General features: G+C 56.8%; 16 protein-coding genes and 1 pseudogene. 12 read left to right on the top strand and 5 right to left on the bottom strand.

Annotation, left to right across the window (positions count from 1 at the left end; genetic code table 11):
- Positions 1–80: 80 nt before the first annotated feature.
- From LRS40_RS12310 to LRS40_RS12295, 4 genes and pseudogenes are all read right to left on the bottom strand, one after another.
- Positions 81–1,052: pseudogene (locus tag LRS40_RS12310) on the bottom strand (SDR family oxidoreductase); the annotation flags it as partial.
- A 13-nt stretch (positions 1,053–1,065) separates the two neighbouring features.
- Entirely contained in the window at positions 1,066–1,590 is a 525-nt protein-coding gene (locus LRS40_RS12305; protein WP_142486816.1) for a 2-oxo-tetronate isomerase, read from the bottom strand.
- Entirely contained in the window at positions 1,587–2,039 is a 453-nt protein-coding gene (locus tag LRS40_RS12300; protein ID WP_106994946.1) for a DUF421 domain-containing protein, read from the bottom strand. The genes LRS40_RS12305 and LRS40_RS12300 overlap by 4 nt, the downstream gene beginning before the upstream one ends.
- 9 nt (positions 2,040–2,048) lie before the next feature.
- Positions 2,049–2,561: a hypothetical protein gene (locus LRS40_RS12295; RefSeq protein ID WP_231313800.1), complete on the bottom strand. Its 513-nt coding sequence runs from the start codon at positions 2,559–2,561 to the stop codon at positions 2,049–2,051.
- Positions 2,562–2,703: 142 nt separating this feature from the next.
- Between LRS40_RS12295 and LRS40_RS12290 the strand changes: the two genes are divergently transcribed.
- The 11 genes from LRS40_RS12290 to LRS40_RS12240 all read left to right on the top strand — a co-directional run bounded on the left by LRS40_RS12290 (position 2,704) and on the right by LRS40_RS12240 (position 18,807).
- Positions 2,704–3,096, top strand: a complete 393-nt coding sequence (locus tag LRS40_RS12290) for a YdeI family stress tolerance OB fold protein (protein ID WP_142486819.1) — start codon at positions 2,704–2,706, stop codon at positions 3,094–3,096.
- A gap of 278 nt (positions 3,097–3,374) precedes the next feature.
- Positions 3,375–4,997 carry a ShlB/FhaC/HecB family hemolysin secretion/activation protein gene (locus tag LRS40_RS12285; RefSeq protein ID WP_231313887.1) on the top strand — a complete coding sequence of 541 codons (1,623 nt, stop codon included), beginning with the start codon at positions 3,375–3,377 and terminating at the stop codon, positions 4,995–4,997.
- Positions 4,997–5,545, top strand: a complete 549-nt coding sequence (locus tag LRS40_RS12280) for a toxin-activating lysine-acyltransferase (RefSeq protein WP_156264464.1) — start codon at positions 4,997–4,999, stop codon at positions 5,543–5,545. The genes LRS40_RS12285 and LRS40_RS12280 overlap by 1 nt, the downstream gene beginning before the upstream one ends.
- The gene (locus LRS40_RS12275; RefSeq protein ID WP_231313799.1) at positions 5,538–13,982 is read left to right on the top strand and encodes a hemagglutinin repeat-containing protein; all 8,445 of its coding nucleotides are present in this window, start codon (positions 5,538–5,540) and stop codon (positions 13,980–13,982) included. The genes LRS40_RS12280 and LRS40_RS12275 overlap by 8 nt, the downstream gene beginning before the upstream one ends.
- A 5-nt stretch (positions 13,983–13,987) precedes the next feature.
- Positions 13,988–14,629, top strand: a complete 642-nt coding sequence (locus LRS40_RS12270; RefSeq protein ID WP_231313798.1) for an SMI1/KNR4 family protein — start codon at positions 13,988–13,990, stop codon at positions 14,627–14,629.
- Between the two features lie 905 nt (positions 14,630–15,534).
- Entirely contained in the window at positions 15,535–15,954 is a 420-nt protein-coding gene (locus tag LRS40_RS12265) for an SMI1/KNR4 family protein (protein WP_231313797.1), read from the top strand.
- A gap of 48 nt (positions 15,955–16,002) precedes the next feature.
- The gene (locus tag LRS40_RS12260) at positions 16,003–16,248 is read left to right on the top strand and encodes a hypothetical protein (protein WP_231313796.1); all 246 of its coding nucleotides are present in this window, start codon (positions 16,003–16,005) and stop codon (positions 16,246–16,248) included.
- A 98-nt stretch (positions 16,249–16,346) separates the two neighbouring features.
- Entirely contained in the window at positions 16,347–16,808 is a 462-nt protein-coding gene (locus tag LRS40_RS12255) for a hypothetical protein (protein ID WP_231313795.1), read from the top strand.
- Positions 16,809–17,345: 537 nt separating this feature from the next.
- Positions 17,346–17,681 (top strand): hypothetical protein, encoded by a 336-nt coding sequence (locus LRS40_RS12250; RefSeq protein ID WP_231313794.1) that lies wholly within the window; start codon positions 17,346–17,348, stop codon positions 17,679–17,681.
- Positions 17,682–17,723: 42 nt separating this feature from the next.
- Positions 17,724–18,056 carry a hypothetical protein gene (locus tag LRS40_RS12245; RefSeq protein ID WP_231313793.1) on the top strand — a complete coding sequence of 111 codons (333 nt, stop codon included), beginning with the start codon at positions 17,724–17,726 and terminating at the stop codon, positions 18,054–18,056.
- A 190-nt stretch (positions 18,057–18,246) separates the two neighbouring features.
- Positions 18,247–18,807 (top strand): Ail/Lom family outer membrane beta-barrel protein, encoded by a 561-nt coding sequence (locus LRS40_RS12240; RefSeq protein WP_156264471.1) that lies wholly within the window; start codon positions 18,247–18,249, stop codon positions 18,805–18,807.
- A gap of 104 nt (positions 18,808–18,911) precedes the next feature.
- Here the strand turns inward: LRS40_RS12240 and LRS40_RS12235 are convergent, their stop codons facing one another.
- Entirely contained in the window at positions 18,912–19,793 is an 882-nt protein-coding gene (locus LRS40_RS12235) for a LysR family transcriptional regulator (RefSeq protein WP_231313792.1), read from the bottom strand.
- Between the two features lie 97 nt (positions 19,794–19,890).
- On the opposite strand from LRS40_RS12235, the gene LRS40_RS12230 reads away from it, so the two are divergent.
- Entirely contained in the window at positions 19,891–20,493 is a 603-nt protein-coding gene (locus LRS40_RS12230; RefSeq protein ID WP_231313791.1) for a short chain dehydrogenase, read from the top strand.
- The last annotated feature ends 16 nt before the right edge of the window (positions 20,494–20,509 follow it).

Raw genomic sequence — 20,509 nt, 5'->3', positions numbered from 1 at the left:
GCGCCGCCGGGCGGTGCCGCATAAGGCCCGGTGCGCAGTAAAAAAGCCGGGTGGCGGCTACGCCTTACCCGGCCTACGAACTACTTCCGGCGTCCGAGGCATTTTCCAATCAGCAGCAGCCCCGCCAGCGCGACGGTGCCGAGCAGGGCTTTGCCCGGCACGCCGGAGGTCATCGCCGCAGCGTGGGGTTTAGCCTCCGGGGAAAAACGCCCGTGTATCCGGTGTTCGCCGCCGACCGGTTCGGTCAGGTTGTCCCGTCGGTCAGGTGGGTTGAGCGCCTCGTCCATCTGCCCTTCCCAGGCTTTTTTCACCATCATCCGGTCGAGAAAACCGGGGAACAGGAACTGGCCAACAATCGCTCCGATGGTGCTGCGCCCCACCCACAGCTCGCGCACCGGTCTCTGCGCCACGCCAAAGATGGCCTCGGCGGCGACCTCCGGCTGAAATACCGGTGCCACCGGGCGCATGCTGTAAGCGAACTTATTCCGCGCCCAGTCAAACTGCGGGGTGTTGAGTCCCGGCATCTGCACCATCGCCAGATGCACGCCGCTGCGCTCATGCATCAGCTCGGTACGCAGCGCATCGGTAAAGCCGCGGATCGCCGCCTTGGCGCCGCAGTAAGCTGATTGCAGCGGAATGGAGCGGTAGGCCAGCGCGGAGCCGACCTGGATAATCACCCCACTGTCGCGGGGTATCATCTGCTCCAGCGCGGCCCGGGTGCCGTTGACGCAGCCCAGATAGGTCACCTCCGTCACCCGGCGAAACTCATCGTCGGTGATGCTGTAAAACGGTGCCAGGGTGGTGCACATGGCGTTGTTTATCCACACGTCGATAGCGCCCAGCCGGTCGGCCAGCGTCTGCGCTGCCCCGCTTAATGCCGCGGCATCGGCCACATCCAGGCTTACCGCATGGCAGTTGACGCCATAGTTCGCCACCTCCGCCCGCGTGGCTTCCAGGCTGTGGTTATCGCGGGCGATCAGGCCCACGTCGTAGCCTGCCGCTGCAAAACGCAGCGCCGTGGCCTTGCCTACCCCAGCCGTTGCGCCGGTAACTCATAGCCTCTCCTTAATGCAGCTGCTTTTTCCAGTGCGGGATCTGCCGCAACAGTTCAGAAAGCGCGTAGCGAACCGCTTTCTCAATCACGTCTTCACACTCGCCGGTGAAGTGCTGCACGGCGGTGGTCACCTCGCCGCGGAAGCACCAGCCAAACCAGACGGTACCCGCCGGGGTGCCATCCTCGCCGCCGTCCGGCCCGGCGTAGCCGCTGATGGCGATGCTGACATCCGCATCGGCCAGCTTCAACGCCCCCTCGGCCATCTCGCCCACCGTCTGGCTACTGACGGCGGTGTACTTTTCCAGGGTGGCATTACTGACCCCCAGCACCTTGTGCTTGGCTTCATTGTTGAAGGTCACCACGCCGGTGCCAAAGAACGAGGCGGTATCCTTTTCTGCACAGAGCGCAGAGGCCACATTGCCGCCGGTACAGGACTCGGCCGTGGTGAGCAGCCAGCCTAAATCGATTAACACCGTCGACACCTGACTGGTAAGTTCCTTGGTGGTTTTGGCCTGGTTCCAGATATTTTCTTTCATGATTCACTCTCTTCGGGAATAATCGAAATATGCCCATTGCGTTCAAGGATTGCGTATTTAATTTTTTCGAGCTGATATATTCCGTGGTTTTGTCGGGCCGATACCAGAATGTCATCGCAGGAGACATCCACCTTTTTTAATTTTTCGTTCTGTAATTCACCGTGCACAACCAGAATAACCGGGGAGCCATCAAGCATCGATTCCGCGCCGGAAATATATTTTTTTGCCACGCCGAAAAGCATATCAATCACCACCAGCGTAATAATGGTGAGCATGGCCCCGGTTACCGAAAAATCTTCCCCCAGCAGCGCCTGCTGGGTGGCCTCACTAATAATCAATAACAGGATCAAATCAAAGCTGGTCATTTGCAGCAGCGCCCGCCTTCCGGCGATTTTAAAGACCACCAGCAAAATCAGATAAATCGCCACCGCCCTGAGTATCATTTCCATACTGGTCCCCTACGGATAGATAAATTGCCAGAAAGAGAGACCCGGCTGATTATTTAACGTGACAGTGGTGACGGTTTTACCGGGTTGATCCGGCGTGCTATAGAGCCAGACGGTAAAATCCTGACGTGGTTTCGCCTCCTGATAAACCAGCACCAGCTCCCCACCCTCGCTGTGCATTTCGTCAGGCTGCGGCCAGATATTATCGGTTTGCGTTCGCGCCATATATTCCCCGCCAATACGCACTGTCACAGGGGCATTACTTTGCCCCGGCAGGGTAATTTTCAGCTCCAGGGGAGATTGCAGACGGCCAAAACGCTGGTATTCCACCTGCACGCTTTTGGCGGCGTTGGTTTTTGTCGCTTCGCTAAAATAACCGCCCGAAAAAAGCCCCAACAGCGCAGCGGCAATAATCAGCAATAACAGAACGAAACCGAAGCGGTGGACGTCGTATTCAAACTGCAGTGCGGCATGGCTTTGTTTCACGCCGGGTAAAGGAGGGGAATTTTCTTTTACTTTCGCCATATATCACCTCACCGCTTCGTTTATTAAGATTATACAGCCAGATGATTTTTATAGATAAATTTGATTAAGACTGTTCCTGTTTGCAAAATAAAAAATAGCAACCAGGCTTAATCTGTCAAGCAGGTTAAACCAAGGAGGCAGTATGAAATTAACCGTCGCACCCTTATTGTGTTGTCTTTTAATTTCAGCGGCATATGCCGATGATAATGGTGGACTGAAGAAAGATGCTGCCCCGCCACCGCCGCATTCGCTGGATGAGGGTTACCGCGGCACCGAGGATGCCCGAACCATGACCGTGGAGCAGGCCAAAGAGATGCACGATGGCGCGACCATCTCCCTGCGCGGGAATTTAATTGATGGCTCCGGCGGCGATAAATTTAAATTCCGCGATAAAACCGGCACAATCGATACCATTATTCCTCAGGCTGTATTTGATGGTCGTGAAGTCAAGCCTGACAATATGATCAGCATTAACGGCAGTCTGGATAAAAAGATGAACCCGCCAGTCGTTCGTGTCGATCGCATTCAGAAATAGCGTGTAATTTCACTTAAGTTTCGCGTGGATATTTCCCGACATCCACGTGAAACGCCCCGATATATTCTCTCCCGATACTAACCTACCAGAATTAAGGAGCCCAAAACTCGGATAATTCCGGGCTTTAGGATTAATCCCTCTTTCCTTCCCCTCGCAATACTTAAACAATTTTACACAAATTCACATTGTATTCATTTTGCTTACACAGCACGGATCTGCCGATGAAAGCCCCACACAATATCGCCCTGATAATAACGTCAGCCGCTGGCCTGTCCTTAATGTTCCCTGCCCAGGCGGCAGAGCCGGATAATCAATTTATTATTCAGCAGCAGCGTCAGCGAGCACTGGAGCAGCAATTAACCCCGCCCGTTCCCGATGTGCGTCTTTCTGAGCCCTCATCCGGCTTTGGCAAAATTGCTTTTCCGACGGAATCCCCCTGCTTCCCGATTAACCGCGTCGAGCTGAGCGGCGAGGAGGCCCTGCCCCACTGGCTACCGCTCCAGCGTATTGCGGACCAGGCCCAGGGGCGCTGTCTGGGCGGCAAAGGGATTAACCTGCTGATGAGTACAATGCAGAACCGCATCGTCGACCACGGCTGGATCACCACCCGCGTGCTGGCCCCGTCTCAGGATCTGAAGAGCGGGACGCTGAAACTCGCCATCGTACCGGGCACCATCCGCCACGTGAAGCTGACCGAAGAGAGCGACGACTATATCCAGCTCTACAGCGCTTTCCCGGCCCACGAGGGGAACCTGCTGGATCTGCGCGATATTGAACAGGGGCTGGAAAACCTGCAACGTCTGCCGACGGTGGAGGCCAGCATGGAGCTGTTGCCGGGGGAAAACCCGGGCGAGAGCGATGTGGTGATCGCCCGCAAACAGAGCAAAATGTGGCGTATCGGCCTGTCGCTGGACGATGCCGGGACCGAAACCACCGGGCGCTACCAGGGCGGCGTGACCCTGTCGCTGGATAACCCCTTCTCCCTGAGCGACCTGCTGTATGTCTCTGCCAGCCACGATCTGAACGACAAGGGCGGCAAAGGCAGCAAAAACGTCACCGCCCACTACTCGGTGCCCTTTGGCTACTGGATGCTGGGCATCACCGGCAGCGACTACGACTACCACCAGACCGTCGCCGGCCTGAACGAGGATTATCGCTACAGCGGTAAAAGCAAAAACCTCGACATTCAGCTCAGCCGCGTGCTGCACCGCAGCGGCTCGCAAAAAACCACCTTCAGCTACGACGTGCTGGCGCGGGAGACCCGCAACTTTATCGACGATACGGAAGTGGGCGTCCAGCGCCGTCAGACCGCGGGCTGGCGCATCGGGCTGGATCACCGCCACTACATCGGCCAGGCGACGCTGGATGCAGGCATCAGCTATCAGCGCGGCACGCGCTGGTTTGGTGCCCAGCCTGCGCCGGAAGAGTACTGGGGCGATGCTACTGCCCTGAGCAAAATTACCCAGCTCAGCGCCCAGCTCGACCTGCCGTTTGCCATCGGCACGCAGAACTTCCGCTACAACTTGCAGTACCTGCGCCAGATCAGCAACACGCCGCTGACGCCGCAGGATCAGTTCGCCATCGGCAACCGCTGGACGGTGCGCGGCTTTGACGGCGAGCGCACCCTGAGCGCCAGCCACGGCTGGTACGTGCGTAACGATCTGGCCTGGCGCACGCCGCTGCCAAATCAGGAGTTCTATCTGGGTGCCGACTACGGCGAAGTGGGCGGCTACAGCTCGGATCTGCAGGTGGGTAAACACCTGGCGGGCGGCGTGGCGGGCCTGCGCGGCAACGCCTTTAACACCGGCTACGACCTGTTCGCCGGAACGCCGTTCTCGAAGCCGGACGGCTTTGAAACCAGCGATCTCACGCTCGGCTTTAACCTGAACTGGAGCTGGTGATGCGCGTCGGACATCTGGATATCAAAGCGCCGCTGATCCTCGGCGGGCAGGAGAGCGAGGCCGAAGTGCTGGGGGCCACCGTCTGGCTGTGGATGCACTCCCCGATGCACCGGGATGCCCCGCTGCACGCCCTCCCCACCCTGCTGCTGCCCATCATTAAGCGCCAGCAGTACGTGCTGGTGAGCGAAAACGACCGGCCGATCTTTTTCCTCAGCTGGGCCTGGCTGAACGAGGAGGCGGAAGCCCGCTACCTCACCCGCCCGGCCATCGAGATGAAAGAAGAGGACTGGGACAGCGGGGATCGGATCTGGTTCTGCGACTGGATCGCCCCCTTCGGCCATACCCCCGCGATGTACAACCTGATGCGCCGCGATATCTTCCCCGACCACGTCTGCCGCGCGCTTTATCACCGCGGCGCGCAGCGTGGCAAGCGCGTGATGCTGTTCCACGGCAGCCACGTCAGCCGTCAACACGCCAGAGAGTGGCAACAGAATCACCCGCTCACCGTAAGCCTGCCGGAAGCGTTTAAAGGAACGAACCATGAATAAGAACCTGTACCGAATTGTCTTTAACAAAGCGCGCGGCATGCTGATGGTGGTGGCGGATATCGCCCGCTCCGGCCGCGCCGGTTCGTCCCGTTCTTCCGGCATCGGCCATACCCACGGCCAGCTTATCGGCAAGGTGAGCGCCATCAGCCTGAGCCTGTGGCTGGCGATGGGGGCCGTGCAGACGGCGCAGGCCACTATCGTGGCGGACGCCGGTGCTCCAAAAAACCAGCAGCCCACGGTCATCAACAGCGCCAACGGCACGCCGCAGGTCAATATCCAGACCCCGTCCGCAGCCGGGGTGTCACGCAACAACTACACCCAGTTTGACGTGGACAACAAAGGGGCGATCCTCAACAACTCGCACAAAAACGTGCAGACCAATATCGGCGGCATGGTGGCGGGCAACCCGTGGCTGGCGAAAGGCGAAGCCAAAGTGATCCTCAACGAGGTGAGCTCCCGCGACCCGAGCAAGCTGAACGGCATGATCGAAGTGGCGGGGAAAAAAGCCCAGGTGGTGATCGCCAACCCGTCGGGCATCACCTGTAGCGGCTGCGGCTTTATTAACGCCAACCGCGCCACCCTCACCACCGGCCAGCCGCAGATGAAAGACGGCGCGCTGACCGGCTTTAACGTCGAGCGCGGCGAAGTGGTGGTCGAGGGCGCGGGGATGGACACCTCCGGCGCGGATTACACCGACATTATTGCCCGCTCGGTGAAGGTTAACGCCGGGCTGTGGGCTAACGATCTGAAGGTCACCACCGGGCGCAACAAGGTGGATGCCGCCCACGAGGCGATCGAAAAAGGCAGCGACGATCCCGCCACTCGCCCGCAGCTGGCGGTGGACGTGGCCAGCCTCGGCGGCATGTACGCAGGCAAAATCCGCATGGTCGGCACCGAGACCGGCGTCGGGGTGCGTAACGCCGGGGCCATCGGCGCTCAGGCGGGCAGCGTGACCCTCTCTGCCGACGGGCGTATCGAGAACAGCGGCACCCTGCGCGCGGGCGACAGCGCCCGCCTGCAAACCGCCAGCGAGCTTAACAACAGCGGCGTAATCACCGCCGCCCGGGACGTCCGGGTCAACGCGGCCAGCCTTACCGGGAGCCAGCAGAGCGTGCTGGCCGCCGGGGTGAAGAGCGACGGCAAGCTCGCCGACGCGGGGGATCTGGAAATCAGCACCAGCGGCCAGCTGAGCGCCCACGGGCAAACCCTGGCGGGCGGTAATCTCAGCGCCCGCGGCCAGGGGGTGGACGTCAGCGGCAGCCAGACCCAGGGCAAACGTGTTCTGCTCGACGGCGGCGCGGGGGATGTGAGCACCGCCAGCGCGAAGGTCAACGCCAGCGAAATGACCCTGCGCACCGGTAAGATGCTCAACAACGCCGGGGGGACGCTGAGCGCGGAGACGATGAACCTAAGCGCCCACGACCTCAGTAACCAGCAAGGCAAAATCGCCCACAGCGGCAGCGGCGAACTGGCGGTAGACCTGCCGGGCAATATAGATAACCAGCAGGGACAGATTGGCGCGGCCAACGGCGTGCGGCTCAAGGCTGACAAAATCGACAACACCGCCGGGCAGATCGTGGCGGTGGCGGGCAACACCCGCCTGGAGTCCGGAGCGCTCAACAACCAGCAGGGGCTGATCTCTGCGGCTGCGGGCGACGGCGAGATCCAAAGCCACCAGGCGGTGAATAACGCCAAAGGGCGCATTGAGGCGGCGAAAACTCAGCGCATCAGCGCCGGAAGCCTCGACAACCAGCAGGGGGTGATTGTCGCCGACGGCGCTACCCTGGCCCTGAACGGCGGCGCGTTTGATAACCGTTCCGGCTCCCTGCTCTCTCAGGGCTCCCTTAGTCTTGAGAGCGGCGCGCTGAACAACCAGAGCGGCTTCCTGGCGAGCGACGGCGATTTTAACCTTAACGCGGGCGCTATCGACAACAGCGACGGTCAGATCGGTGCGAACCGCACGTTGACCGCCGGATTCGACACGCTCAGCAATAACGGCGGCGCGCTGAAATCGGTCGGGGCCATGACCCTGAGCGGCGGCCTGCTGGATAACAGCCAGGGCACCACCTTCTCCGGGGATAGCCTCGCCTTCAGCGGCGACACGCTGAACAATACCGCCGGGCAGCTGGCGGCGTCAGAGAGCCTCTCCCTGACCACCACGCAGCTCATCAATAATAAAGGCGTGCTGCAGGGCGATGGCGTGAACGTCGCCTCCGGCGCGCTCGATAACCGCGATGGCACCCTTAACAGCCTGGGGACGCTGAACCTTTCGGCAGGACGTATTAATAACCAGGCGGGCACCCTGGCGGCCAGCGGTGCGGCGGATGTCGCGGCCACGAACCTGGATAACCGCAGCGGCGGACGGGTGATTGGCGAGGCCGATACCGCCCTGCACACCACTAACCTGCAAAACGGCGGCGGGCAGATCCAGTCGGTGGGCGATCTGCTCCTCGACAGCGCCCAGGGCGTGCTGGATAACGTCTCGGGGCTGATCCGCAGCGGCAAAAGCGTGACCCTCAATGCCCTGAACTTTATTAACCGCGACATGCTCGGTGAAAATCAGGGGCTGGAGGGCCAGAGCCTGGCGTTGAACACCGGAGCTCTGGATAACCGGCGCGGCAGTATCCTGGCGAACGACACGCTGAATATTGATAACGGCGGCGAGCTGAACAACAGCGCCGGGGCGCTGGCCTCCGGCGGCACGCTGGATCTCAGCGGCAACGAGCTGAACCTGGTCAACGCGGGCGGCACCCTGAAAGCGGGTAAAACCCTGAGCGTAGACGCGGCGTCCCTGGATGCCAGCGGCCAGCTACTGTCGCTGGGGGATATGGATCTCCACAGCACGGGCAGCGTGAACAACACCGGCACTACGATCGCCAACGGCAACCTGACCTTCACCACCGATGGCGATCTGACCAACAGCGGCCAGCTGATGGCGGGCAGCGCCCTCGACGTGCAGACCGCCAACCTGACCAACCTCGCCAGCGGCGAAATCAACGCCGGCAGCACCACCCTGACGGCCACCGGCACGGTGCACAATACCGGACTGATCGACGGGATCGCCACCCGCATCAACGCCAACACCCTGACCAACACCGGCACCGGGCGGATCTACGGCGATGCGGTGGGGGTAAATGTGGATACCTTCAACAACCTCGCCGAAAACGGCACCGCGGCGACGCTGGCCGGGCGCGAGCGCGTGAACCTCGGCGTGCAGACCCTGAATAACGCCGACCACGGCCTGATCTACAGCGCCGGCAGCATGACCATTGGCGGGGCGCTGGACGACAAGGGCGCCGTCACCGGTCGCGCAGGAACCCTTAACAACCACAGCTCGACCATTGAGTCCGCCGGGGATATGGCGATTGCCGCCGGGCAGATCAACAACATCAACGACCACTTCTCCACCGAAGTGGTGCGGGTGTCGCAGGAAGATCTCACCGACTATCAGCACTCCGGTTCCACCAACCGCTGGAGTTCGACTGAGAAAGGTGTCTGGGTGGATGGCAACTCCTCAGACGGGCTGCGTAACCTGAATACGCCAGAAGATACCGGCGCCAATAACGACAACTTCAACCAGTACGACTACACCCGCACGATTGACGAAACGCGCATTAAAGAGAGCGACCCGGCGAAGATCCTCGCCGGCGGCAACCTGCTGATGACGGGCGACAAACTGTTTAACGACAAGAGCCAGGTTATCGCAGGCGGCACCCTGGCGATTGACCAGATGGGCAGCGTGAAGAACGAGGACGTGCCCGGCAAGCGTTACACCACCGATGAGGGCACCGTCACCCACTACTACCGTATTCGCCACAAAGGCGATGATGAACAGGGGCGCGATCGCACGGCATATACCCCGCCAACCACCATTCAGGATATCGCCCTGAAACCGGGCCAGCTGATCGGCAACGGCAGCGTTGAGGGGAGCAACCTCAGCATCACCCCGCTGGTGTTGCAGGGAACGGACGTCACCATTGGACAGGCCGCGGGGGTGAAACCCGCGCCACAGCAGACCGTTTCGCCGGGCGAGCCGGTGACCCCGCCGGCCGGACAGCAGTTTGAAGTGACCCCGGCCGACGGCGCGATCCGCATTATCGGCCCGAATACCACCCTGCCGGACAACAGCCTGTTCAAGGTGAACCCATCGGCGGACGTGCCGTACCTGGTGGAGACCGACCCGCGCTTTACCAACGAGCGCCAGTGGCTCGGCAGCGACTATATGCAGGACGCCTTTACCGCCAATGGCGACAACACGCAGAAACGGCTGGGGGATGGCTATTACGAGCAGCGCCTGATCCGCGAGCAGGTGATTGGCATTACCGGCCAGCGCTATCTGGACGGCTACAACAACGACGAAGAGCAGTACAAGGCGCTGATGGATCGCGGCATCACCTTCGGCAAGCAGTACGACCTGAAGATCGGCGTGGCGCTGACGCCAGAGCAGATGGCGCTCCTGACCGGGGATATCGTCTGGCTGGTTAACACCCGGGTGAAGATGCCGGACGGCTCGATGGAGAACGTGCTGGTGCCGCAGGTCTACGCCAAAGTGAAACAGGGAGATATCGACGGCTCCGGGGCGCTGATTGCCGGCAACAATGTCTCCATCAAGCTTAACGGCGACCTGTTTAACCGCGGGACGATTGCCGGGCGCAAAGTCCTGCAGCTGGATGCCGACAACATCACCAACCAGACCGGCACCCTTCAGGGGGCGGACGTCAACCTGAACGCCCGCACCGATATCAACAACCTTGGCGGTGCCATCGTGGGCGACGGCAGCGTGCTGGCCAGCGCCGGACGCGACATCAATCTCATCAGCACCACCACCAGCGCCGACAGCGTTAACGGCGAGAACAGCTTCGCCCGCACCACCATCGACAGCGTCTCCGGCATTTACGTGCAGGGCGACGACGGTAAGTTGGCCCTGCAGTCCGGGCGGGATATGACCCTGACCGGGGCGCAGGTGATCGCCAGCGGCGAGAACGGCAAAGCGCAGCTGGTGGCCGGGCGGGATATGACCCTGAACACGGTGGAAACCGCCAGCCGCGATAACCTGGTGTGGGACGCCGACAACAGCCTGAAACAGGGGCAGACAACCAGCGTCGGCAGCGAAGTGACCGGCAAAGGCGACGTCACCCTTGCCGCCGGGAACGATCTCAACGCCCGCGCCGCCGCCCTCTCCGCCGGCGAGGCGCTGAACGTCAGCGCCGGGAATAACCTGACCCTGACGGCAGGCGAAAACACTCAGGATCTGGACGAACGGCATAAAGTGGTGGGCGGTAACGGCTGGCTGTCGAAAACCACCACCACCACCCGCGACCAGATTGACCGTCAGACGGTGCAGAGCAGCGAGCTGAACGGCAACACCGTTAACCTCACCGCCGGAAACGATCTCACCGTGCGCGGCAGCAACGTGGCGGGCAGCAATGATGTCTCCCTGCTGGCAGGCAACAACCTGACCGTCGGGACCCAGGCCGAGCGCAATACCGAGCTGCACCAGAAGCAGGAGAAAAAATCGGGGCTGTTAAGCTCGGGCGGGATCGGCTTTAGCGTCGGCACCCAGAGTATCAAAACCACCGACACCGGCGCGGACGCCACCCAGGCGGGCAGCACCGTCGGCAGCGTTGACGGCGACCTGACCCTGCGGGCGGGAGATCGCCTGACGGTGAGCGGCTCGGATCTGGTGGCCGGTCAGGACATGGCCCTCAGCGGTAAAAACGTCGACATCACGGCGGTGAACAACCGCAGCCAGCAGACCCACGAGGTGGAGCAGAAAACCTCCGGGCTGACGCTGGCGCTCTCCGGTACCGTTGGCAGCGCGTTGAACAGCGCCGTCGAGGCCTCGCAGCAGGCGAAATCCTCCGGCAGCGGCCGCCTGCAGGCATTGCAGGGCGTGAAGGCGGCGCTCTCCGGCGTGCAGGCCGCCCAGGCCGCACGGATGGACCAGGCGCTGGGCGCAGACGAATCAAACACCAACACGGTGGGCATTAGCCTCTCTTACGGCAGCCAGTCGTCGAAATCGACCCAGTACAGCGAGCAGAACACCGCTCAGGGCAGCACCCTCAACGCCGGGCGCGATCTCAGCGTGATCGCCACCGGCAGCGGCGCGCGCGGCGCGGATGGGGATCTGACCATGGAAGGCAGCCAGCTGAAGGCGGGCAACGATATCACGCTTGCCGCCAACCGCGATCTGTACCTGCGCTCGGCGCAAAACACCCAGCTGCTGGACGGTAAAAACGAGAGCAAGGGCGGCAGCGTCGGGGTTGGCATCGGATACGGCTCCGGCGGAGCGGGCATCAACATCTCCGCCAGCGTCAACCGCGGCAAAGGCAACGAGAGCGGCAACGGCACCACCCACAGCGAGACCACCGTGGATGCGGGCCGCCAGGTGAATCTCCTGACCGGACGTGACGCCACCCTGACCGGGGCGCAGGTGAGCGGCGAAACCGTGAAAGCGGACATTGGCCGCAACCTGACGCTCACCTCCGAGCAGGACAGCGATCGCTACGACTCAAAACAGCAGAACGCCAGCGCGGGCGGGAGCTTCAGTATCGGCACCATGACCGGCTCGGCCAGCGTCAACCTCAGCCGCGACAAGATGCACAGCAACTACGACTCGGTGGTGGAGCAGACCGGGATCTTCGCGGGCAAAGGCGGCTATGACGTGACCGTGGGCGAGCATACCCAGCTCAACGGAGCGGTGATTGGCTCGACGGCGACCGCCGATAAAAACCGTCTCGATACCGGCACCATCGGCTTCAGCGATATTGAAAACCGCGCCGATTTCGAAGTGGAACACCAGAGCGTGGGCATGAGCACCGGGGGCAGCATCGGCAGCCAGTTTGCCGGCAACATGGCTAACGGCCTGCTGGTGGGCGCCAACCGCGACGGACATGACAGCAGCACCACGCACGCAGCGGTATCGGACGGTACGCTGATCGTCCGCGACCCGACTCGTCAGGTGCAGGATATTAACCAGCTCAGCCGCGACGTGGAGCACGCCAACCAGACGCTCTCCCCTATCTTCGATAAGGAAAAAGAGCAGGAGCGACTCCAGCAGGCGCAGCTGATCGGCGAGATCGGCAATCAGGTGGCGGATATTGCCCGCACCGAGGGCAGCATCCGCGCCACCAACGCGGCGAAAGAGAAGCTGAAAAACGTCAACGCGCAGGATCTGCAGGAGGCGAAAGCGGCGTGGGAGAAAGCCAACCCGGGAAAAACCGCGACGCTGGAAGATATTAACGGCCAGATTTACCAGACGGCGTACAACGATGCGATGAATGCCTCCGGCTTTGGCACCGGCGGGGAGTATCAGCGGGCGATTCAGGCGGCGACGGCGGCGGTTCAGGGGCTGGCCGGGAGCGATCTCAGCGCCGCCCTGGCGGGCGGTGCTGCACCGTACCTAGCGTATGTCATTGGTCACCGCAGCGGGTTGAGCAACGAGGGCAAAGTTGCCGCCCACGCGGTGGTCAACGCCGCGCTGGCCGCCGCCCAGGGGCAAAACGCGCTGGCGGGTGCCGCCGGCGCCACCACGGGCGAGCTGGTGGGGATGATCGCCCTCGAGATGTACGGCAAATCTGCCGATAAGCTGGATGAAACGCAGAAGCAGACGGTTTCTGCGCTGGCGACGCTGGCGGCAGGCTTATCCGGTGGGCTGGTGGGCGACAGCTCAGCTTCCACTGTTGCCGGGGCACAGGCGGGTAAAACGACGGTTGAGAATAACTCCGTTGGCGACATCGTCGCGGCACTGCAGGAGGGTAAAACCACCGCGCAGGTGGCCGAAGAGCAGGTGAAGGCCGAAAATGAACGCTATAAGCGCGAAAACTGTGCCGGGATGAGCGCCGAAGCCTGCGCGGTTAAAATGTATACCGAGCGTCGGGAAGCGCTGAAGGATATGGCGTTGTTTGGCGTAGATTTTGTCCCGGTCGTGGGTGACATTAAGAGCTTTGCGGAAGCGCACAGTGCGCTTGATTATCTGGCTGCAACGATTGGCATCATTCCTGGCGCAGGGGATGTTGCGGGCAAAGCCATTAAGGGTGCGGAAAAGGCGCTTAAAGCAGGCGATCTGGAAGCGGCGTCTAAGCTGATTAACCAGGCCAGTGATGAGATTTCAGCGGTTATCATTGTTGATAAAACGAAGTATCCAGAATCAGCGAAACATATTGAAGATGCCCAACAAGCAGGACATGCTACTATCTTAACGATAGATCGCAGTGGTGCCGCTCAAAGACGAAAAGAATCGTTAAAAAATACACCGCCTGTCAAGGGCGCGGATCGAGATGAATATCCGCCAGCTATGTTTAAAGAAGGCGGTAATGGTGCTTCTGTAAGGCCAATTCCTCCATCTGATAATAGAGGTGCTGGAGCATGTATTGGAGCACAATGCCGGGGCTTACCCGATGGTTCAACAGTTATCATTAAAACGAATAAGGATTAATAAAAATGTCAATCTTTTTGGAAAAACTTTTATCCATTTGTAGTGATGATATCTCCTTATGTAAGGGGAATAAATTACCCTCTGTTTATCATAATTACCCTTTGGCACATGATTTAATTAATTTATTAAATAAAAGAAACGGATTTTATGGTTTTGAGTCAGCTTTGCATGTGTTCCCTTTTGAGACAGTAGGCGATGAAATAGGATTGATTGACTGGAATGAGAATAGTTTATGGATTGATTGTTACGATAACCTTGCTCATAACGCCATCTTCTTTGCTGAAGATCTTTTCGGCGGTCAATTTTGTATAAAAGAAAATGGCATCTACGCATTCGATCCTGAAACAGGTTCTTTTGATTATCTTGCCCAAGATATAGACGAATGGTGTAAAACAATACTTGAAGATTATGATGTATTAACAGGCTATCCGCTAGCAAATGCCTGGCAGAAGAGGCATGGTTCAATACCAGTTGGCCATCGCTTAGTTCCAAAAATGCCTTTTGTTGCTGGTGGTGAATATGAGTCAGATAATCTTTATTTAGAAAAATCTACGGTTGCAATGAAAGCAAGAGCACATATTGCATTGCAAATAAGAGATATTCCTGATGGTAGTAATATTCAACTAAAGTTAATTGACAAGCATTAAAAAATATTTTGCCTGTTCGTTTTGCAGGGTGCTGGAAATGACTCACATGGTGTCGCAGATGTGCATCTTATTCCCAGCACCGTTTTGTATTGAGTGGTTCCGTGGTTGCAGATATGAACACCACCAACCACAGCGCTGTTCCATATTACAGGACAGGGAATGTCCAATATGGTAGCGTCTGCCATCCGGGTATTCATGACATTATTCGGATGATTTCTTAGAGTTATCGATTAACAAGTAAACCAGCATTGGGTCACTGAAACTGCAAATGCCAGTGCAAGACTATTAGATCTTTTGGTCGAATTAAGAAATTTCTTTGTTGATAACTTTAAATCACAAAAAAGCCATTCTGGCATGGCTGTGTAGTAACGGTAAACATTGAAACACTGAAAATAAATATCGACTTCAAGTATGAGGATTAATAGGCGACTTCCCGCCCTTCCGGCGGGAGGCTGGCATTTACTACAGGAATAAAAGGAAAATTCTGTTGAAGTTATCAACCTGTGTCAGGCTATCGGTGAATCCCCGGTTATATCAGCTGATGCTGGCGAAGGCAAAGTCGACATGCTCCCTGGATGGATCAATGGCTGGTCAAAGTATGATTACGGCAACCACTCAGTGCATCTTCAGTACACGGAGCATAATCATCTGTGTCACGCAACGTTGATTAAATATTAGAACACCCTGATTTATAATGTTTTTTTCAAATTTTAGCCCGGGTCGATGTAAAGCGATTACGGGCTTAAATATTGGTAGTAGTCTTTATCCTGCTATACTGCCGTCTTCCATAAAGGGAACAAATATCCCTGGGTAAAGGGAAATAATGATGGGTTACTGGTTCTATAACAAGATGGAAAAATTGGGGGCCGGGGAGCAGCGAGCAAACAATTTTAACAGGTGACGGTATGGCTAATAGCCTGAATGACGTTATTGAAGAGTTAAAGGTAGTGTCCGGGAACGAGAGAAGTAATATTCCTTTACCGGATGATGATATTATTTATAAATATGAAGGAGAAACAGGCTTTTCTTTTTCACCTGACTACAAGAAACTTCTTAAGGAAGTTGGCAATATCTATTATGGAACAATCGAACTATTATCTGTCACAGAAGACAAAAAACTCTATGGCGAGTTGTTAACGGCTATAAATGATGCGAAAGAACTTGGCGTGCCTGAATCGTGGCTACCCATATGTGAAGATAACGGTAGTTATTATTGTTTAGACCAACAAGGTCGTGTCCAATATTGGACTGGCGATGGTGCTAGTGAAGAGCAATGGCCTGATTTAGCCGCCTGGGTGAAAGATGTCTGGATCGATGGCAACTAAGGTAAGTCAAGGTAAATATTTATCTGGAAAACCCTGTAGCCATAAAAGATGATTTTTGGAGCACCTGTAGAAGCGGTGCTCCAAAAACGCCAGGGTCCTGGTATTGCCCTCATACCCTGGACATCACCTGAAAAACGCGTCGACTATGATGAAATAAAATACATTTTTCTAAGTTTCTATGGCGGCATGGGATCTCTGAACGATCTCGTATTGTACAGAAACGGAAAGGTTTTGATGGATGAAAACGATGAACTCGCTCAGCTCAGACGCGACCTGTTTAACCTTCTTTCCTGAATAAAAATCCCGCTTTCGTAGGTGGTTTCTATGAATTTGTTCTTTAACAACCAGGTTATATTATTGTTGAGAAGTACACGCCAGACAGGAGTTACAAAATGACAGTGGAATGGGCTCATTTTATAGATGTTCTTGGTAAAAGGGAAAATTCTGTTGAAGTTATCAACCTGTGTCATGCTATCGGTGAATCCCCGGTTATATCAGCTTATGCTGGCGAATATAACGATCCCGATGGAAAAACGAAGCACTATAAATTTTATCAGTCTGGTATCGAGATGGGGTTTCGGAAAGACTGCTTAAATCATATTCATTTTTACTTTGGCAATGAAGATGGATATTCACCCTTTACAGGCAATTTTATCCCCGGAATCAAAGGAGGGATGGACAGGGCATTTATTACAAAATTGTCTGGAAAACCCACTTTGTCTGGCGAAGGCAAAGTCGACATGCTCCTTGGGTGGATCAATGGCTGGTCAAAGTATGATTACGGCAACCACTCAGTACATCTTCAGTACACGGAGCATAATCACCTGTGTCACGCAACGTTGATTAAAAATTAAAAAACCATTATTTGTAACGGTTTTTATCAAACTTTAGCCCGGATTGGTGTATAGAGATTACGGGCATAAATATTGCCTCATTTGAGTTAATTTATCTTTCAGGAGGATGATGCGTCAATCCCAGGATATTTATAATGACATTGGTTAAGTATTGCTCTCGATCGCGCCTGATACTGGGGAAAAAATCATTCTGTGTGCCACGTTAGATCCTGAAAGTAACTGCGGTGAGTTTACTTATGACTATGTCGATAAACAGGGTCACCAGCATTGGGCCATACCGATCGGGTACAGCGTAAAGCCGATCTTTATGCCTGCGGCGTCGATAAAAATATCGATGTAGACAGTCCAGCATGGGGCAGAGGCAGTAGCTATCCGGGGAAGACCACAAAGCAATATTTGCCCGGGTAGAAAAAGTGGAAGCCTGCATGCAGGATAAAGGATATGTGGTGCTGGGCTTCGATGAGTGCGGGCCGCTCAAAGCCCCCACTGGAAAATGTAATTAAGTGTTCAACTATGACGAAGTAAGGGCGAGAAAATATGCGCGAATCCCAGGCTATTTATAATGATATTGGCTCGGTCTTAATAGCCGCAGCGCCCGATAACGCCGCAAAAATCATCGCTCGCGCTGAGCTGTCGCCCGAAGATGACCACTGCAAATGTGAGTTTGATTATGTGGACAGCACCTCAGGTGAGACAAGCTGGTTTACTGCAGGCGCACAGGCCAATGCTGATTTGCTGGACCTTCTGGTTGAGCTGAGGAAATTTTTTGTTGATAACATCTCATCACAACAGCCCGCGTTCTGGCACGCCTGTGAAATAACGGTCGATGTTGAAACGCTCAGAATCGCGATTGATTTTAAGTATGCTGATTAACAGATAATAATCTCACACTAAATAAAATTTCAGGATAAATAAATGAGCGACTTAGACGATCTGCATAATAAAATTGGTCAATTACTGGTTGATGCCGGTCCTGCTGAGGCAAAGAAAATCATTGCGCGCGCAAAATTAGCGCTGGATGGCGAGTCATGCGAGTATGAATATGATTATGTTGATCAACAGGATAACCAGGACTGGTTCATGCCGGATAAGTTAGCCAGTTATCATCTTCGGCTCCTGTTAGTTAACTTACGGGACTATTATATTCAGAACAATATGACCCACGGCAAAGCGGTCTGGACAGGTTGCGATATCACCGTTGAAATACCCGCAGAGAAAATAAGCATCAGCGTTAAGTATGATGAGTAAGCATCACACCCTACCAATATAGGGGAGGCAAATTCCAGGACTATTCCGGCTTTTAAGATTATTCCCTATTTCATCGCCTGCCAAAACAACCAACAATTTTATCGCCTTAATTTGCAGTGGAATATCTCCAGCCTGATGGTTGGGGATATATGGCATTACACATAAAAAATGACAACAAGGATTACGGAAAATGAAAAAAATTACCCTGGCGGTATGCGTTGCGGCGAGTCTGGCAAGCGGCGCTGCTCTGGCGGATAATCACACCGTTTCGGTGGGTTATGCGCAGAGTAACGTTGAAGACTTTAAAAATATCCGCGGCGTGAACGTTCAGTATCGCTACGAGTGGGATTCCCCGGTAAGCCTGGTGGGTTCATTTACCTATATGAGCGGCGATCAGGACGAGCATTATTATCTCGCTTCCGACTCCATTAAAAATCACATCGAAGTGAAATATTACTCCCTGATGGCAGGCCCGGCGTATCGCCTTAATGAATTCGTTTCCCTGTATGCGCTGGGCGGCGTTGCTCGCGTGAAAGCAGACGGCCACACCACCTGGGTGAACGGCGGCGACAACTATACCGAGCGCAACGGCATCGATGACAAATCGACCTCTTTCGCCTACGGCGCGGGCGTACAGTTCAACGCAACGCCTGATCTGGCGATCCACGTCGGTTACGAAGGTACCACTGCCGACCTGGGCGATGACTACGGGATCAACGGCTGGAACCTGGGTGTGGGTTACAGCTTCTGATTGGTGCGCCCTGATGCCGGGTGGCGGCTACGCCTTACCCGGCCTACGGTCCGAGGGTTTTGTAGGCCCGGCAAGCGCAGCGCCGCCGGGCATTACAGACCGCACTATTCCCCGGCCTGCATAATATGGGCGATAAACTGGGTTAACTTCGGCAGCGGCCGCAGATCCTGACGCCATAAAAGATGCACCGGTCGGGGTTGTGGCGTGTAACTTTCCAAAACACGTATCAGCCGACCATTCGCCAGCTCGTCCGCCACCAGCACCTCCGGTTGTAACAGCAATCCCGCCCCGGCAATCGCCGCCATCCGCAGCCCATACCCGTCGTTACAGCGCAAGATCGCATCGCGCTTCCAGCGCACTTCCCCCTCCACACCCGGCAGCCGCCACTCGTTGCGCGCGGTCCAGACGGTGTGGGAGAGACAAAGATGCTCCACCAGATCGTCCGGCGTTTGCGGTGTGCCGTGACGGGCTAAATAGTCCGGCGCGGCGCAGATCACCATCCGGTAAGGACAGAGGTATTTCGCTACCAGATCCCCGGTGTGGATATCGCCAATGCGGATAGCCAGATCCACCCCCTCCTCCACCAGATCGACCATCCGGTTAGTAAGATCCAGCTCGACACGCACCTCCGGGAAACGCTGCAAAAAGGTGGCGGTCAGCGGGGCAATCACGCACCCGCCGAATGAGGTGGGCGCGGTCACCCGCAGCGTGCCCGCGGGTGCGGTACGCAGACGCTCCACCGAACGTTCGGCGATGGCGACCTGCTCGATAACCCGCTTTGCCTCCTCAAACCAGACCCGCCCGGCGTCAGTCAGGCTCTGGCGGCGGGTATTGCGCTCCAGCAGCCGGGTGCCGAGCTGCGTTTCCAGCCAGGCGATATACTTCCCGACCATCACCGCCGACATATCGAGCCGGGCGGCGGCACCGGTAAAGCTGCCGCTCTCCACCACCGCGATAAAGGTTTCCATGCCGCGAAGCTTATCCATATTACAAACCTCTGGTTAATAATGATCTAACTTTAGCCCAGTTTATCCGCTCTTCGGTTTGTTAAACAATCAAGGCTCACATACAGAGGAGTCGGCTATGAAAATCGTCATTATTGGTGCCAGCGGTACGGTCGGTCAGGCAGTCACAGAAGAGTTGAGTCGTCGTCATGAAGTCATTCGCGTGGGTCGCACAAAAGGCGATCATCAGGTGGATATCACCTCGCAGGCCAGCGTGCAGGCGCTGTTCGAGAAGATCGGCCCGGTTGATGCCATTGTCTCCGCCAGCGGCGGGCTGCACTTTGGCCCGCTGTCGACCATGACCGACAGCCAGTTCAACCAGGGGCTACAGGATAAATTGCTGGGCCAGGTGCGGCTGGCGCTGACCGGGCAGCACTATCTGAATGAAGGCGGGTCGATAACCCTGATCAGCGGCATTGTGGCCCACGAGCCGATTGCCCAGGGGGTGAATGCCACCACGGTCAATGCCGCGCTGGAGGGCTTTGTCCGCGCCGCAGCGTGCGAACTGTCGCGTGGAATTCGGATCAACCTGATTAGCCCGACGGTGCTTACCGAATCGGCCGAAGCCTACGACGGTTTCTTCCCGGGCTTCGAAAGCGTGCCCGCCGCCACCGTTGCCCAGGCCTATCGCCGCAGCGTGGAAGGGGTGCAGAGCGGGCGGGTCTATAAGGTGGGGTATTGAGTCGTTTGCAATTGCC

It is taken from the genome of Leclercia sp. G3L (assembly GCF_021117075.1).
GTDB classification, from domain to species: Bacteria; Pseudomonadota; Gammaproteobacteria; order Enterobacterales; family Enterobacteriaceae; genus Enterobacter; species Enterobacter adecarboxylatus_C.
This window is presented reverse-complemented; position numbering and strand designations above follow the sequence as displayed.